Source organism: Brevundimonas sp. FV1ye4L, assembly GCF_058681255.1.
Genome location: NZ_CM178734.1, coordinates 569,595 through 584,611, shown reverse-complemented (window position 1 = coordinate 584,611; position 15,017 = coordinate 569,595). Strand labels below are relative to the sequence as shown.

Annotated in this window: 12 protein-coding genes; 6 read left to right on the top strand and 6 right to left on the bottom strand. The window is 67.0% G+C overall.

The window, feature by feature from the left end:
• Positions 1 to 10 precede the first annotated feature (10 nt).
• Positions 11 to 2,278, bottom strand: a complete 2,268-nt coding sequence (locus tag ACW17X_RS02790) for a sensor histidine kinase NtrY-like (protein ID WP_492099557.1) — start codon at positions 2,276 to 2,278, stop codon at positions 11 to 13.
• Positions 2,275 to 3,330 (bottom strand): tRNA dihydrouridine synthase DusB, encoded by a 1,056-nt coding sequence (dusB, locus tag ACW17X_RS02785; RefSeq protein WP_492099556.1) that lies wholly within the window; start codon positions 3,328 to 3,330, stop codon positions 2,275 to 2,277. The genes ACW17X_RS02790 and dusB overlap by 4 nt, the downstream gene beginning before the upstream one ends.
• A 94-nt stretch (positions 3,331 to 3,424) precedes the next feature.
• Between dusB and ACW17X_RS02780 the strand changes: the two genes are divergently transcribed.
• Complete coding sequence (locus ACW17X_RS02780; RefSeq protein WP_492099555.1) at positions 3,425 to 4,579, top strand: bifunctional 2-C-methyl-D-erythritol 4-phosphate cytidylyltransferase/2-C-methyl-D-erythritol 2,4-cyclodiphosphate synthase; 1,155 nt, start codon at positions 3,425 to 3,427, stop codon at positions 4,577 to 4,579.
• A 3-nt stretch (positions 4,580 to 4,582) separates the two neighbouring features.
• Here the strand turns inward: ACW17X_RS02780 and ACW17X_RS02775 are convergent, their stop codons facing one another.
• Entirely contained in the window at positions 4,583 to 6,889 is a 2,307-nt protein-coding gene (locus tag ACW17X_RS02775) for a spermidine synthase (protein ID WP_492099554.1), read from the bottom strand.
• A gap of 40 nt (positions 6,890 to 6,929) precedes the next feature.
• On the opposite strand from ACW17X_RS02775, the gene ACW17X_RS02770 reads away from it, so the two are divergent.
• Entirely contained in the window at positions 6,930 to 7,421 is a 492-nt protein-coding gene (locus ACW17X_RS02770) for a CinA family protein (RefSeq protein WP_492099553.1), read from the top strand.
• A complete protein-coding gene (locus ACW17X_RS02765; protein WP_492099552.1) occupies positions 7,418 to 7,645 on the top strand; it encodes a sulfurtransferase TusA family protein in 228 nt (75 codons plus the stop codon). Before ACW17X_RS02770 ends, ACW17X_RS02765 begins: the two co-directional genes overlap by 4 nt.
• A gap of 9 nt (positions 7,646 to 7,654) precedes the next feature.
• On the opposite strand, the gene ACW17X_RS02760 is transcribed toward ACW17X_RS02765, so the two are convergent.
• On the bottom strand, positions 7,655 to 8,608 hold the full coding sequence (locus ACW17X_RS02760) for a YihY/virulence factor BrkB family protein (protein ID WP_492099551.1): 954 nt from the start codon (positions 8,606 to 8,608) through the stop codon (positions 7,655 to 7,657).
• A 193-nt stretch (positions 8,609 to 8,801) separates the two neighbouring features.
• Between ACW17X_RS02760 and ACW17X_RS02755 the strand changes: the two genes are divergently transcribed.
• The 3 genes from ACW17X_RS02755 (at position 8,802) to ACW17X_RS02745 (ending at position 11,119) form a co-directional block, all read left to right on the top strand.
• Entirely contained in the window at positions 8,802 to 10,109 is a 1,308-nt protein-coding gene (locus ACW17X_RS02755) for a diguanylate cyclase domain-containing protein (protein ID WP_492099550.1), read from the top strand.
• Positions 10,110 to 10,254: 145 nt separating this feature from the next.
• The gene (locus tag ACW17X_RS02750; protein ID WP_492099549.1) at positions 10,255 to 10,629 is read left to right on the top strand and encodes a hypothetical protein; all 375 of its coding nucleotides are present in this window, start codon (positions 10,255 to 10,257) and stop codon (positions 10,627 to 10,629) included.
• Between the two features lie 172 nt (positions 10,630 to 10,801).
• Positions 10,802 to 11,119 (top strand): hypothetical protein, encoded by a 318-nt coding sequence (locus tag ACW17X_RS02745; protein WP_492099548.1) that lies wholly within the window; start codon positions 10,802 to 10,804, stop codon positions 11,117 to 11,119.
• 48 nt (positions 11,120 to 11,167) lie between these two features.
• Here the strand turns inward: ACW17X_RS02745 and mfd are convergent, their stop codons facing one another.
• Positions 11,168 to 14,623, bottom strand: a complete 3,456-nt coding sequence (gene mfd, locus ACW17X_RS02740; protein WP_492099547.1) for a transcription-repair coupling factor — start codon at positions 14,621 to 14,623, stop codon at positions 11,168 to 11,170.
• Positions 14,623 to 14,952 carry an FAD assembly factor SdhE gene (locus ACW17X_RS02735; RefSeq protein ID WP_346496910.1) on the bottom strand — a complete coding sequence of 110 codons (330 nt, stop codon included), beginning with the start codon at positions 14,950 to 14,952 and terminating at the stop codon, positions 14,623 to 14,625. Before ACW17X_RS02735 ends, mfd begins: the two co-directional genes overlap by 1 nt.
• Positions 14,953 to 15,017: the final 65 nt, after the last annotated feature.

Below are 15,017 nucleotides of genomic sequence, written 5' to 3'. Positions count from 1 at the left end.
CTTGCCTCGCTTATTCGGCGACGACGGTCTGGAGCTTGCGCTCCGTCACGTCGCCGGTCTTGCCGTTGGGTTTCAGGGGGAAGATCAGGCACACACGCGCGCCGCGCAGGGTCTCAGCGTCGGCCAGCTTCAGCTCGCCGCCGTGGTCCTCGCAGATGCGTTTGACGATAGCCAGGCCCAGGCCCGTGCCCTTCTCGCGCGTGGTGACATAGGGTTCGGTCAGACGATCGCGATCCTTGGCCGGCAGGCCGATCCCGTCGTCCTCGACCATGAAGGTCGCCACGCCGTTCTCGACAATCAGCGAGGCGATGATCCCCGCCGCGTCTGACGCGGCGGCCTCGCCGTCCGCCAAACGATGCGCGGCCACAGACTCGCCGGCGTTCTTCAGGATATTGATCAGGGCCTGCCCTACCATCCGGGCGTCGCATCGTAGCGTCGCCTTGGGCAGGGGCTCGTGCATCTCGACCACGATATCGGCGGCCGCGACCCTCTGGGCGAACACGGCTTCGCGCAACATCTCCGCCGGATTGGCCGCGCCGAAGCGCGGCGCCGGCATGCGGGCGAAGGACGAGAACTCGTCCACCATCCGGCCGATGTCGCCGACCTGGCGGATGATGGTGTCGGTGCAGCGATCGAAGATCTCGACGTCGTCCACCTTGTCCCGATATTTCCGCTTCAACCGCTCGGCTGACAGCTGGATCGGCGTCAGCGGGTTCTTGATCTCGTGCGCGATCCGCCGGGCCACATCGCGCCAGGCGGCGTTACGTTGAGCGGTCACCAGCCGGGTGATGTCGTCAAAGGTCAGGACCATCTCGCCGCCCTGACCACCCTCGATCCTGACGCGCAACCGGAAGGTCTCGCCGCCCCGGCTGATGTCGATATCCTCTTCGATATGCGCCTCGACCCGCCCCACCAGATCGCTCAACTCCGGCGACAGGGCCGCCAGCTCGTGACCCAGCACCGCCTCATCTTCGATGTGCAGCAGTTGAAGAGCGCTGTCGTTGATGGCCGAGACCCGACCACGTCGATCCAGGCCAATGACGCCGGCGCTGACCCCGGACAGGACGGTCTCGATGAACCGGCTTCGATCCTGCGCCTCGTCGCTTGCGGCCTTCAGCGCCGTCTGCTGGGCCTGCAGGTCGCCCGTCATCCGATTGAAGGCGTCAGAAAGGGTTGCGATCTCGGCCGGCGCTCCATCGCTGTCCACCCGCGCGCTGAAATCGCCGCCCGCCACCTGATCCGCCGCCTTCACCAGACGTCCTATGGGCGCTGAAATACTGCTGGCGGCCGACATGCCCAGCCAGACCGCGCCGACGAGAACCAGCAGGGCCGTTTCCAGATAGCTAAGAATGAAGGCCGACTGAATCCGCGACCGGCTTTCGCTGGCCTCGCGATAGGCCTGGATTGACCGGTCGGACGCGTTCATCCGGGCGATCAGACCGTCCTGAAGCGGTCGCACCAGGTAGAGATAGGCGTCGCCATAGGCCGGCAAGGCAATCAAGGACCGCACCGTATCGGGATGTTGCGTCACGTCCGTCGGCGGCTTCCCACCCTGGGCGGCGTCTTCCAGATAGGTGAGCGGGGGGGCCAGATAGGGCGGTGCATCCGGGCGTTCCGCGCGCGCCAAGACTTCACCTTGCCCGTTCAGAATATAGATCCCCGGATAGCCGAAAATTTCACCGACCTGGGCCAGGGCGTCGTTGAACTGGATCCGGTTGCCGAACAGACCTTTCGCGCTGCTCAGCTGTTCGGAGATCGTCACAAGGTCAGCATCCACAGCCGAGGCGACGTCCTGCACATAGGCGCGCCCCACCACCGCGCCGTTCTCGACCGAAGCCTGGACATTCTGGCTGAACCATTGGTCCACGCCGCGTGTCACCAGCACCCCGAAAACCAGCGCGATCAGCACGGCCGGAATCACGGCCACCATGGAGAACAAGGCGACAAACCGCAGGTGCAGCCTCGCCCCCGCCTCGCCCGTGCTACGCGCCAGGGTCAGAACCCGACGACCGACGATAAAGGCGAGGCCCGAGATCAGCACCAGATTGGCGAGCAGCACGAACAGCACCAATTGGCTGCTCGAACCGCGCGCCGCGCCCGAAGCCGCGCCTGGCGCCACCGCCACCAACCAAACGGCCGCTGCGGTGATCACGACGGCTATGAAATAAGCGAAACCGAACCCGGCTCGCGATCTTTCAACGTCGAACCGTCCCCAGAATGACTCATCGTCCGACACCCGGTCGGTTTTAGAGGCCACGTCTGAGGGCGTATCCGTCATGCCACAGCAGTGTCGATCAACTGTGGCGCATTTTCAACAACAGACTTACCCTTCTCCGGTAAATTCCGCCGCCAAAGCTCGGCCATCGCCACCTCGACGGCCATCGGCTCATCCAAGCGGCAAATTCTTGCCTTGGCGTCCCTGCGGTGTTGCGGATCGGCCGGCCAGGGCGCCTGTTCGATGTACCAACCCAGGTGCTTGCGGAACATCTTCAACCCCAGCGGCAGACCGTAGAAGTCCGCCGAGGCCCGCAGGTGTTCGACGACGATGGCCAACCGCGCCTCCGGCCCGGGTTCTTCCAGCGACACCCCGTCGATCAGCGCCCGCTCCAGATGCGCCGCCAACCAGGGCCGTCCATAGACGCCGCGCCCCAGCATCAGACCGTCCGCGCCCGACTGCGCCAGGGCCTCCCGCGCGTCATCCGCCGTCAGTATGTCGCCGTTGACGATCACGGGAATGGCGACGGCTGCCTTGACGTCCGCCACCGCGTCCCAGTCCGCTCGCCCGGTATAGAACTGCTGGCGGGTGCGGCCGTGCACCGTCACCGCCTTGACCCCGATCGCCTCAGCCCGCTTCGCCAGTTCGGCGGCGTTTCGGCTGTCGTCGTCCCAGCCCAGCCGCATTTTGACCGTCACGGGCCGGCCGGTCGCCTGCACCGCCGCCTCCATGATCCGGCAAGCCAGGTCCGGCGTCCGCATCAGGGCCGAGCCGGCGGCCGAGCCCGTGACCTCCTTGGCCGGACAGCCGAAGTTCAGATCGACGATGTCCGCGCCCGCCTTCTCGGCCATCCGCGCCCCCTCGGCCATCTGGCCCGGATCGCGCCCGACCAGCTGGATCACCGTCAGCGGCAAGCCGGCGCCGACAGCCGCACGACGCACCACGTCGGGTCGTTCGCGCGCCAGCTCCTTGGCCGCCACCATCTCGGTCGCCACATATGCCGCGCCCAGTTTGGACGCCAGCACGCGGAACGGCAGGTCGGTGACGCCGGTCATGGGCGCCATCAGCACCTGGCCGGGCACGGTCACGTCGCCGATCTGTAAGGTCTTGGCCATCTCCGCCTTTCGCAGCATCCGAGGCCGCTTCGTCAAGCACCACCGCGGCGGTTTGATGGTTTCGCCCGCCGACGGCGCGCTTTAGAAGGCCGTCATGACTTTCTCGGGCATTATCGTCGCGGCCGGTTCAGGCTCGCGCGCCGGCGGCGACAAGCAATGGCGCACCCTGGGAGGCAAACCCGTCCTGCGCTGGTCGGCCGAGGCCCTGCTGAACGCGGGCGCTGATGAACTGATCGTCGTGATCGCCCCCGGCGCCGAACCGCGCGTGGCCGAGGCCCTGGCCGGCCTGTCCAACTGGCGCGCGGTCGTGGGCGGCGACGTCCGCGCCCAGTCGGTCCGCGCCGGCCTGGCCGCACTGAACTGCCCCTACGACCAGCCCGTCCTGATCCACGACGCCGCCCGCCCCTTGCTGGAGCACGCCGTTATCGACCGCCTGATCGCGGCCCTGTCGGACGCCGACGGCGTCCTGCCCGTCCTGCCGGTCGCCGACAGCCTCCGTCGCGGCGCCGAGGGCTTGATGGCGGGGGTGGTCGAGCGCGACGGCCTTTGGCGGGCCCAGACGCCCCAAGCTTTCCGTCGCAAGACCATCGAGGCCGCCTACGCCGCCTGGACCGGTTCCGACACCCCGACGGACGAAGCCGTCGTGGTCGAACGCCACGGCGGACGCGTCGCCCTCGTCGCGGGCGATCCGCGCCTGATGAAACTGACCTATCCCGAGGATTTCGCCATGGCCGAGGCCCTGTTGTCGCAAGCGACCCGCTATCAGACCCGCATCGGCTCGGGCTATGACGTTCACCGCTGGGGCCCCGGCGGGTCGGTCTGGCTGTGCGGGATCGAGGTGCCGCACGACCAGACCTTGATCGGCCATTCCGACGCTGACGCCGGCCTTCACGCCCTGACCGACGCCCTTCTGGGCGCGATCGCCCAGGGCGACATCGGCGACCACTTCCCCCCCACCGATCCGAAATGGAAGGGCGCTTCCTCCGACCTCTTCCTGCTTCACGCCGCAGAGCTTGTCGCCGCCCGCAACGGCCGCATCGTCAATGTTGACGTGACCCTGATCTGCGAACGCCCCAAGGTGAAGCCGCACCGTCAGGCCATGCGCGAACGGATCGCCGGCCTGCTGTCGCTTCCGCTCGACGCCGTCAGCGTCAAGGCCACCACGACCGAGGGCCTGGGCTTCACGGGCCGGGGCGAAGGCCTGGCGGCCCAGGCCGTGGCCACGGTCGAGATCCCTGTCCCGGCCTGACCCCTAGCGCGCCGAGTACTGGATCTGGCGAACCAGCGACCCGAACAGATTGACATAGTCGTCAGTCCAAGGCCGCACCTCGGTCGTCTCCAGCCTGCGCCAGCGCGGGTCTGCCCGATAGGGCGCCATGGCCGCCTCCGACTTGCCGATGACCAGGGCCTCGGTCGAGGATTCGGACATCTGCACCGCCTCGGGCCGTTCCCTATAGATCTGGTGCAGGGCCGGCGCATTCAGGGTGGCGGCGGCCGCCTCTGCCGGCAGGGTGATCTCTAGGTTCCGGTTCGACAGGTGCAACACCACCACTCCGTCCGGCTTCAGCAGGCGCAGATAGCCGGCGATCGCCTCCACCGTCAGCAGATGGGTCGGCACGGCGTCCGAGGAGAAGGCGTCGATGATCAGCAGATCATAGCTGCCCGGCGCCTCCTGTTCCATCGTCAGACGGGCGTCGCCCAGCACCGTCCGCACCGGTCCCTGGGCGCAGCCGTTGATGAAGCTGAACCAGTGCGGATCGCGCGACAGCCGGTCCACCATCGGATCGATCTCGAAGAAGCTCATCCGATCCTGGGATCGCTTATAGGCGGCCATGGCCCCCGCGCCCTGCCCCACCACCCCGATCACCGCGCCGTCGGGGTGGCGTTCATGAGCGATCATGCCCGCCTGTCCGATGGGCGTAGTCGTGGCGTAATAGAGGGTCGGCAGACAGCGATACCGCTCCGACTGCGCCTGGGCGCCGTGCAGGGTGGTGCCGTGCATCAGCACATGAACCGGCCCGTCCAGACCCTCGATATGGGTGCTGGCCACCCGCATGACGCCGAAGAAGCTGCGCTCCGTCAGCGTCCAGTCATAGCCCCGCGCCACATGATAGCCGGACCAGATCATGGCCCCGATCACCACGGTGAACATGACCGCCCGATCGCGCAGCAGGAAGGCGAACAGGGCCGCGATCCCCAGCACCGCCTGGGCGATCCGCACCAGCTCTGCATCCGGCACATTGGCGCGGATGTCCGGCGCATACCGCACCAGCGCCAGGCCCAACGGCCCGGACAGGGCGATCAGCACGCCGACGACGCAGGCTATGATCTCCCAGGTCCGCACCTCGCGTCCTGACCACGGCCGCAGCAGGCCCACCGCGACCAGCACCAGCGGATATTCCCACACCATGTTGAACACGACCGGCGCGATCAGGGCGTTGAACACCCCGCCCAGAACCCCGCCCAGCGACAACAGCAGATAAAACTCCGTCAGCCGCCCCGGCGCCGGCCGCCGCTCGGCCATCAGCTGGTGGCACATCAGGGCGCTGAAGAAGAAGGCCGTCAGATTGACCCCGAAGACGAACAGCCACTCGGTCGTCCGGAACGCCGCCAGGGCCGCACAGGCCGCCAACACCCCCGCCTGGATCGCCAGGGTCAGGTAGATCGGAATGACCGGCCGCGCCTGGAAGGCGATGACGAAGGTCAGCAGATACAGCGCCAGAGGGATGACCCAGAGAAAGGGCGCCGAGGCCACGTCCGTCGACAGATGCGCCGTCACCCCCAGCATCAGGCTGGACGGCGCCGCCGCAAGCAGAACCAGCAGCCCCTTCTCGCGCCAGGCGATGCGGGGGCCGGCCTCCAGCCGCGCCGGTTCCGTCGCCACCGCCTCGCGCCGCAGCCAGGCGAAGACGCCTAGACCCGCGATCATGACCACGAACAGCCCATAACCCAGGCTCCACCCCCACCTCTGCCCCGACAAGCTGACCAGGGGCTCGATCAGGACCGGATAGGCCAGCAGGGCCAGGAAACTTCCCAGGTTCGAGGCGGCGTAAAGCACATAGGGATTACTGGCCCCCGCCGTCCCGGCGCCACCTCCAGCCATGGCCGTGACCCGGGCATACCAGGCCTGCAACAGCGGCGCCGTCGCCGACAGAACTGCGAAGGGAACGCCGATCGACACCGCCAAGGTCGCCAGCAACCAGACCGTCGGCGCCGACGGATCGGGATCCCCCAGCAGCCCGCTGATCCGCAACGGCAGGAACAGGGCCGCGATCAGCAGCAGGCCCAGATGCACCGCCGCCTGAAGACGCATCGATCCGATCCTCTGCAACAGGTGCGCATAGAGGTATCCGGCCAGCAGCGCGGTCTGGAAGAAGACCATGGCCGCATTCCACACCGACGGCGATCCGCCCAGGGTCGGCAGAATCAGTTTGGTCGCCATCGGCTGGACCACGAAGACCAGACAGGCCGAGGTGAAGACGGCGACGGCGAACAGGAGCGCGGTCGCCTGCGGGGCGCCGTCACGGATCGGGACTTGGGCCTGGACCACATCGCTCATGGCTCTGGTTAGAGCGGGACTCGCGGCCTATGAAAAGGCCATGTTCCCGCAAGACATTCAGCGCCTGGCGCAACAGATCGTCGCAACCTCGACCGCGCGCGGCCTGATGCTGGCGACGGCCGAAAGCTGCACCGGCGGCCTGGTCGCCGCCGCCCTGACCGCCGTTCCCGGCTCGTCCGCCGCGCTGGACCGTGGCTTCGTCACCTACAGCAATGAGGCCAAGCAACAGATGCTGGACGTGCCCGAGGCGACGCTGATCGCCCATGGCGCCGTCTCCGAACCTACGGCCCGCGCCATGGCCCAGGGCGCCGTCGCCCATTCGCGCGCCGCCGTCAGCGTCGCCGTCACCGGCATCGCCGGCCCCGGCGGAGGATCGGCCGAAAAGCCGGTCGGTCTGGTCCATTTCGCCGCCCAGGGTCCGGACGGCCTGATCCATCGCCAGGAAAACTTCGGCGACATCGGCCGCGACGCCATCCGCATGGCCGCCGTCCGCATGGCCCTGGAGATGCTGGCGGACCGGCTCGCCTCGTGACCGACCCACACCTCGTCGATGCGCGCGGACATCTCTGCCCGACGCCCAGCCTCAGATTGATGAAGGCCATGGAGGGCACCCCGGCCGGTACGGTCTTCGTCCTTCTGGCCACAGACCCGATGGCGCGGATCGACGTGCCCTATCTGATGACCCAGAAGAACGGCAGCCTGCTCGACATTCAGGAAACCGAAGGCGTGATTCGCCTCACGGTGCAGACCGGCTGAACGCCGATCCTAAGGCCGAGACCGGCGGCTGGCGCGACGCTCGGACAGGTCGACCACATCGGCCGGGGCGCTCGGCGGCGTGATCTTGTCCTTCGCCTCGGCCTCGGCCGCGATCTCCATCTCGGTGGCGAAGGCGCCGCCGTAGAAGATGGCGTTGATGTTCCACGACAGCCAGATCAGCAGCACCACCACCGCGCCGACCGACCCATAGGTGGCCCCCAGCGGCGCAATCTGCTCCACATAGATGGCGCACAGCCAGGACGAAATCACCGACATCAGCGTCGCCACCAGGCCGCCCGTGATCGCCGGCAGCCAGGCGACGCGAGAACTGTGGCTCATGGCGTAGCGGTAGAGCAGCGTCAGCCCCACCACGAGGCCCAACGCCGGCAGGAAGGCGTCCAACGGCATCAGTCCGCCCCCAAACGGTTCCGCCGCCGATGAGGCCGTATGGGCCAGGATCCGCGCCGTCACCACGGCGCCGGACACGATCGTGAACAGGGCGAAGGCGAAGACAGCGACGAAGAAGGCCAGCAGGTTGAACTTGAAGAAGCCGTGCGGCTCGGTCTCATCGTGGATCAGGTTCAGACCCGCCAACAAGGCCTTGAATCCCCTGTGCGCCGCATAGGCGCCGACGACCAGGGCGAAGGCGCTTTGGGCCGACACCGTGCGGGCCGACGCATTGGTCAGCCGCGTGATCTCATCCTGGAAAATGGTCTGCGCCGCCTTGGGCAACAGGTCCGACAGAGCCGCCGCCTGAGCACTGACCTCGCTGATCGACAAACCCAGCTTGTAGAAGCCGATCAGGATGGCGATGGCGGGAAACACGGCCAGCAGGGCGAAGAACGACACCCCGCCGGTGTACAGCATCACGTCGCGCCCCCAACTGCGGGTAAAGGCGCGCACCGCCAACCCGCCCCAGAATCCGGGCGCCTTCAGAACCGTGCGGGTCAGGTGGTCACTCAAGCCGGTTCTCACAGCCGTTGAACAGGCGGCTTAACCTAGAGCATTCCTTCGCTGAGGAAAATCCCACTCCGAAACACCCGTCTATCCCCGCTCCAGACGCGCCAAGACATTGCTTCGTTAAGGGGCGCTTCGCTATGGTCCGCCCGCCTTTACGGGCTATGGACGTTCCAACGTCCAGGGGGAGACGACCAACTTGGCTTTCGACGCGCGTGTATTGATCCTGGCGGCACAGGACGGCCGGATCGGGCCGCTCGCGGCCGGGCTGGACGCCCTCGGCTGGACGACCGTCACTGCGCGCGACCTGGCTGCGGCCGAGGCGACGCTGCAAGACTTCCCGCTGGACGCCGCCGTGATCGATTTCGATTCGTATCAGGACGACGCCGTCGCGCGACTGCGCGCCGCCGCCCAGCCGCGCAGCCTGCCCGTCATGGTGGTCGGCGCGCCGCGCGGTTCTGCGGCCGACGCCGATCTCGCCGTCACCACCCCGCCCCATCCGGCCCAGGCGGCCCTGCGTCTGGAACAGATGACCCGCGCGGCCGTGGCCGAGGAGGAGTTCGATCTCCGCTGCGCCACCTTCGCCGCCCGCGGCCTGGATCTGCAGCCCGGCGGCCCGGATCATTCGCCCCTGCGCATTCTGGCCGCTGGCGTGGCGGAGCGCCGCTTCCTGGCCCTGTCCAACGCCCTGACGGCAGCCGGGGTCGAGGTCGTCGCCGCCCCCACTCCCTACACCGCCTTCGACTATCTGCACGAAAGCCCGTTCGACGCCGCCGTCCTGTGGGGCGCCAAGGACCATGCCCCGGCCCTGTCCATCGCCTCGGGCATGAAGCGCAACACCCGCCTCTATCACATCCCCCTGATGCTCTATCTCCGCGGCGGCAGTGAGATGAGCCTGGACGAGCTGTTCAACCGGGGCTTCTCCGACGTCGCCACCGCCGACACCCGCGAAGACGAAACCGCCGAACGCCTGCTGGCCCTGGCCAAGTCGCACCGCCGCTACCTGACCATCCGCAAGGCGCTGGATTCAGTTCGGGGCCTGGACGTCATGGACGCCACGACCGGCCTGTTCACCCCGGAACTGTTCGCCGCCCACCTTGCGCGGGTCGCCGACGCCTCGCGCGCCCGACGACGCCCCCTGTCGGTGTGCGTGCTGCGGGTGCGCGAGAACGAGGCCGTGACCTGGGCGCGCCAGGGCGGCTGGCTGGATCGCGCCCTGCCCCAGATCGGCGCCATGGTCTCGCGCCTGGTGCGGGTCGAGGACACGCCGGCCCGCCTGGCCAAGGAAGTCTTCGCCCTGGCCCTGCCGGCCACACGCGGCGAGGCCGCCCGCCTGGCCGCCGAACGGATCGCCGCGGTCATCGGCTGCACCGCCTTCGACGCCGGCCCCGACCGCTCGCCCTTCGTCGCCGAATTCGACGTCGGCGCCGCCGAAATGCGCCCGAACGAATCCGCCGGCGCCCTCCTCGAACGCGCCTCCGCCGATTTGTTCGACAAGACGCGGTAGGGGTTGGTCATAGCGCCCCAAGGCGCATCTGCCGCAAAAGCGGAAATTGCGCGTCTTGGATAGTTCAATAGCCAAAGTCGGCGCCCGGCCGGAAGCGCGAGGTCGACCCCGTTGCGGTCTTGCCGCAGGCAGGTGATGGTTCGGGATGGCCGAAACACCTCATCGAGTTCCTGACTTTTTCCTCCACCACATCCGGTATGACGTCGGCTCACTCATCGTCACGCTGGCAGTTGGGGGCGAACCGTATTTCGAGGTTCAGTTCGATCCGCCTAGGGCATTTCGCTCATTCGCTGAGAGCGACTTCTTTGATTATCTGCAAACCTTCGAAGGCGAACCACTAATCACCACGCAGGACGGGGGCAGCGGTGTGTTCATGAGCGAGAACGCTCCTTACGTCATCGACTATCGAACTCATGTGCGTCCGTCGGAGACCGAACCCACGTTCTCTTGCCTGATAGCGACCGCGCAAGAATGTGTTGAGGTGGTTTGCTTCGAGAGGCCGACGATCCGCTTCCTCTAGCGCTGCTTCTCATCCCGGCCGACCGTCCACGCTCGACCCATTGCAGAAGCCGAGAAGATAGGTGAAGCATCGCGACATGCGCCTGCCAAAACCTCTTGTCTGCGGAGCTGTCCTGTCGTGCTGGTCGCTATCGTCGTGCGGCAGTTACGTGCCCTTGTGTAAGGGGCCACACATGACAGAAGACAAGGCGCTCGACGCGGCGATACGCTGGATTCAAAGGCGCGAAAGCGGCAAATATTTGATCGCAAGCGGCAGGGCGATGTCTGATCGAGCTATCGATGAAACGACGTGTTGCGATGTGGTTCATAAGCCCATGACCTTGGACAAGCCTGAGCTGTGGGCCGTTTACATGGAAATCCCAACTATCGAAGGTCGGGTGAATGCATTTGTGGAGTTCGACATGTGCGGGGCCAAGGTGGACGAGGGCACAGACGTTGAACGACACGGTGAGAACAGGAGCCCGACTAAGATGACGTCAGCAGATCTTTAGGCGCCACCATGACGTCCGCTTATCGAACAAACGATCACCGCATCCGCCCTACGCCCCCGCCACCCGCGCCAGATCGGCCGTGATCCGCTCCGCCACCTTCAGCCGCTCCTCCGCCGTCGGCCAGTCGCCGGTCACCACGATCTTCTGATCCGGCCGGATCTTCCAGAAGGCCTGGTTCTTCTGGATCAGCCCGACCAATCCAATAGGATTGGGGAAGCTGTTGTCGCGCAGGGTCAGCACCGCGCCGCGCGGACCGATGTCGATCTTCTCGATACAGGCGCGGCGGCAGTTCGACTTGATGCCGACGATCTTCAGCAGTTGCTGCGCCTCGTCCGGCAGGGGCCCGAACCGGTCGATCAGTTCGGCGGCCAGGGCTTCGCGATCCTCGGCCTGTTCCGCGTCGGACAGGCGGCGGTACAGGCTCAGACGAACGTTCAGATCCGGGACGTATTCCTCTGGAATCAGGACGGAAGCCCCGACGTTGATCGACGGCGACCAGCCACGATCCACATTGGCCCCCTCGCCCTTCTCGCGCAGCTCGGCGACCGCGTCTTCCAGCATCTGCTGGTACAGTTCGACGCCGACCTCGCGGATATGGCCCGACTGTTCGTCGCCCAGAAGATTGCCGCCGCCGCGCTGGTCCAGGTCGTGGCTGGCCAGCTGGAAGCCGGCGCCTAGATTGTCCAGCGACTGCAAGACCTGCAACCGCCGCTCGGCCGACAGGGTCATCGGCTTGACCGCGTCCGTGGTCAGATAGGCGAAGGCCCGCGCCTTGGACCGGCCGACCCGGCCCCGGATCTGGTACAGCTGCGCCAGGCCGAACATGTCGGCGCGGTGCACGACCAGCGTATTGGCCGTCGGAATATCCAGCCCGCTCTCGACGATGGTGGTCGAGACCAGCACGTCGTACTCCCCCTCGTAGAAGGCGCTCATCACCTCCTCCAGCTGGGTCGCCGACATCTGGCCGTGGCCGACGACGAACTTCACCTCGGGCACCTGCTCACGCAGGAATTTCTCGATGGCCGGCAGGTCCTTCAGGCGCGGCGCGACATAATAGGCCTGGCCCCCGCGATATTTCTCGCGCAGCAGGGCCTCGCGCACCAGCACCGGATCCCACGGCGTCACATAGGTCCGCACCGCCAGGCGATCGACCGGCGGGGTGGCGATGATCGACATCTCGCGAATACCCGACAGCGCCATCTGCAGGGTGCGCGGGATCGGCGTGGCGGTCAGGGTCAGCAGGTGGACATCGGCGCGCAGCGACTTCAGCTTCTCCTTGTGCTTGACGCCGAAATGCTGCTCCTCGTCCACAATCACCAGGCCCAGGTCGCGGAAGCCGACCTGTTCGGACAGCACCGCATGGGTGCCGACGACGATCTCGACCGAGCCGTCCTTCAGCCCCGCCCGCGTCTCTGACGCGTCCTTGCCCCCCACCATCCGCGACAGTTGGCGCACCTTCACAGGCCAGCCGGCGAACCGTTCGGTGAAGGTCTTGTAGTGTTGCCGCGCCAACAGAGTCGTCGGCGCCACAATGGCCACCTGCTGTCCCGTCATTGCCACGACGAAGGCGGCCCGCAGCGCCACCTCGGTCTTGCCGAAGCCGACGTCGCCGCAGATCAGCCGATCCATCGGCGTGCCCTTGCCCAAATCCTCCAGCACGTCGCCGATGGCGTTCAGCTGGTCGTCCGTCTCCTCATAGGGGAAGCGGGCGCAGAATTCGGCGAACAGGCCCGGCGGCGGCACCACCGCGTCGGTCTCGCGCAGCGCCCGCTTGGCGGCGAGCGCGATCAGCCCCTCGGCCATGGCGCGCAGGCGTTCCTTGGCCTTGGACTTGCGCGCCTGCCAGCCGGCGCCGCCCAGCTTGTCCAGTTGAACCCCGGCGGCGTCCGTGCCGTACCGGGTCAGAAGGTCAATATTTTCAACCGGCAGATAGAGCTTGCTCTCACCGGCGTACAACAGTTCCAGGCAGTCGTGTGGGGCCTGCTGGATCTCCAGCGTCTTCAGCCCCTCGTACCGCCCGATTCCGTGATCCAGGTGCACCACCAGATCCCCGGTCGTCAGGGCAGAGGCCTCGGCCAGGAAGTTCGACGCCCGCCGCTTCTTGCGCGGACGCGCCAACCGGTCGCCCAGGATGTCGGTCTCGGAGATGACCGCGACCTCGTCCGTCGCAAAGCCATGTTCGACCGGCAGGACGCCGCGCAGATACAGGTCCTTGGGCGCCGCCTGAACATCGGCCCAGTCGCGCACGGCGACGATATGATCCAGGCCGTGATCGGCCAGCATGGTCGCCAGACGTTCCGACGAGCCCTCGGTCCACGAGGCGAACAGCACCCGTTTGCCGTCGGCCTTCAGCGCCGCCGCATGGGCCGCCACCGCCTCGAACAGGTTGACGCTGTCCTGCGCCCGCTCGGCCGCAAAGGTCCGGCCCAGTCGGCCGCCGGCGTCCTCGCCGCCGCCCGAGAACGGCGTAAACCGCCGTAAGGCGCGACCCGCCAGCGCCTGGTTCCAGTCGCCGGCGTCCAAATACAGCGACCGGGGCGGAAGCGCCCGATTGGCTGCCGCATGCCCCTTGGTCTTGGCCGCTTCGGTCCGCCCCTCATAGGCGTCGGCGATCAGGTCCCACCGTTCAGCCCGCGCGCTCTCGGCCTGATTGTCGAGGAAGATCTGCGCCTGATCCGGCAGATAGTCGAACAGCGAATCCAGCGTCTCGTAGAACAGCGGCAGCCACTGCTCCATGCCCTGACGCCGCGCGCCCTCGCTGATAGTCGCATACAGCGGGTCGTCGCCCGGCGCGCCGAACAGGTTCAGATAACCGGTACGGAAGCGCGAAATCGCGTCCGCATCCAGCAGAGCCTCCGACACTGGCGCCAGCGACACCGCCGTCATCTGGCCGGTCGATCTCTGGGTCTCGGGATCGAAGGTGCGGATCGATTCCAGCTCGGACCCGAACATGTCCAGCCGCACCGGCTCCTCGAAGCCCGGCGGGTACACATCGACCACCCCGCCCCGCACGGCGAACTCGCCCCGCTCAGATACAGTCGAGGCCCGGACATAGCCGTTGGCGGCGAAATATCGCTCCAGCGCCTGGATATCCAGATCGCGGCCCACCTTGGTCTCGAACCCGGCCTGGGTCGTCACCGACTTGGGCGGCGTCCTCTGCATGGCCGCGCCGACGGTCGTGACCACCAGAACCGGCGCGTCCCCCGGCTTGCGCTGGGCCAGCCGCGTCAGGGTCGCCATCCGCTGGGCGGCGATGCCCGCCGTCGGGCTCAGCCGGTCATAGGGCAGGCAGTCCCAGGCCGGATATTCAAGAATTTCGATATCTTGCGAGAAGAATCGGAACGCCTGAACAAACCCGCCCGACCGCTGATAGTCGCGCGCTACAAAGACGCCGACCCCGCCGCTCGCCTTGATCCGCTCTGCGACGACCAGGGCGTCCAGCCCCTCGGGCGCCCCGCCCAGATCGGCGTCGGTGCGGTGCTGCACAGTGACCTGTTGATCCATCAGCCGATGCCCTTGCCGACCTCAGCCGCCACATGCTCGCGCATGAAGGCCCGCACCTTGGCCATCACCGGCGTCTCGAACTCGGGCGGCGTCGGGTCACGCTCGATGATCCAGCCGTAAAGCCACTGGTCTTCCTCGTCGATCAGCAGTTCGAGCTGGTCGAGTTCCGCGTCGGTCAGGGTCGGCGCCACCTGGTCCGAGAACGGACCCAGCACCATGTCGGCCTCGCGGAAGCCCCGCCGCCAGGACCGGAACTGGATCCGGCCCAGCCGCTGCTTGCGGGCCAGCGCCGCCTGGTCGCCACTGTCGTCTTGAGGGATTTCGGTCACAAGCAATCCTGGCCCGGCAAGGTTGAAGGACGTTCAAGCCGCGATCCACCGCGTGGCGAACCTCA

Bases quoted from the DNA above. Each gene is read 5' to 3' on its own strand.
- ACW17X_RS02790 (WP_492099557.1), bottom strand. From the start codon at position 2,278: ATGACGGATACGCCCTCAGACGTGGCCTCTAAAACCGACCGGGTGTCG.
- dusB (WP_492099556.1), bottom strand. From the start codon at position 3,330: ATGGCCAAGACCTTACAGATCGGCGACGTGACCGTGCCCGGCCAGGTG.
- ACW17X_RS02780 (WP_492099555.1), top strand. From the start codon at position 3,425: ATGACTTTCTCGGGCATTATCGTCGCGGCCGGTTCAGGCTCGCGCGCC.
- ACW17X_RS02775 (WP_492099554.1), bottom strand. From the start codon at position 6,889: ATGAGCGATGTGGTCCAGGCCCAAGTCCCGATCCGTGACGGCGCCCCG.
- ACW17X_RS02770 (WP_492099553.1), top strand. From the start codon at position 6,930: ATGTTCCCGCAAGACATTCAGCGCCTGGCGCAACAGATCGTCGCAACC.
- ACW17X_RS02750 (WP_492099549.1), top strand. From the start codon at position 10,255: ATGGCCGAAACACCTCATCGAGTTCCTGACTTTTTCCTCCACCACATC.
- ACW17X_RS02745 (WP_492099548.1), top strand. From the start codon at position 10,802: ATGACAGAAGACAAGGCGCTCGACGCGGCGATACGCTGGATTCAAAGG.
- mfd (WP_492099547.1), bottom strand. From the start codon at position 14,623: ATGGATCAACAGGTCACTGTGCAGCACCGCACCGACGCCGATCTGGGC.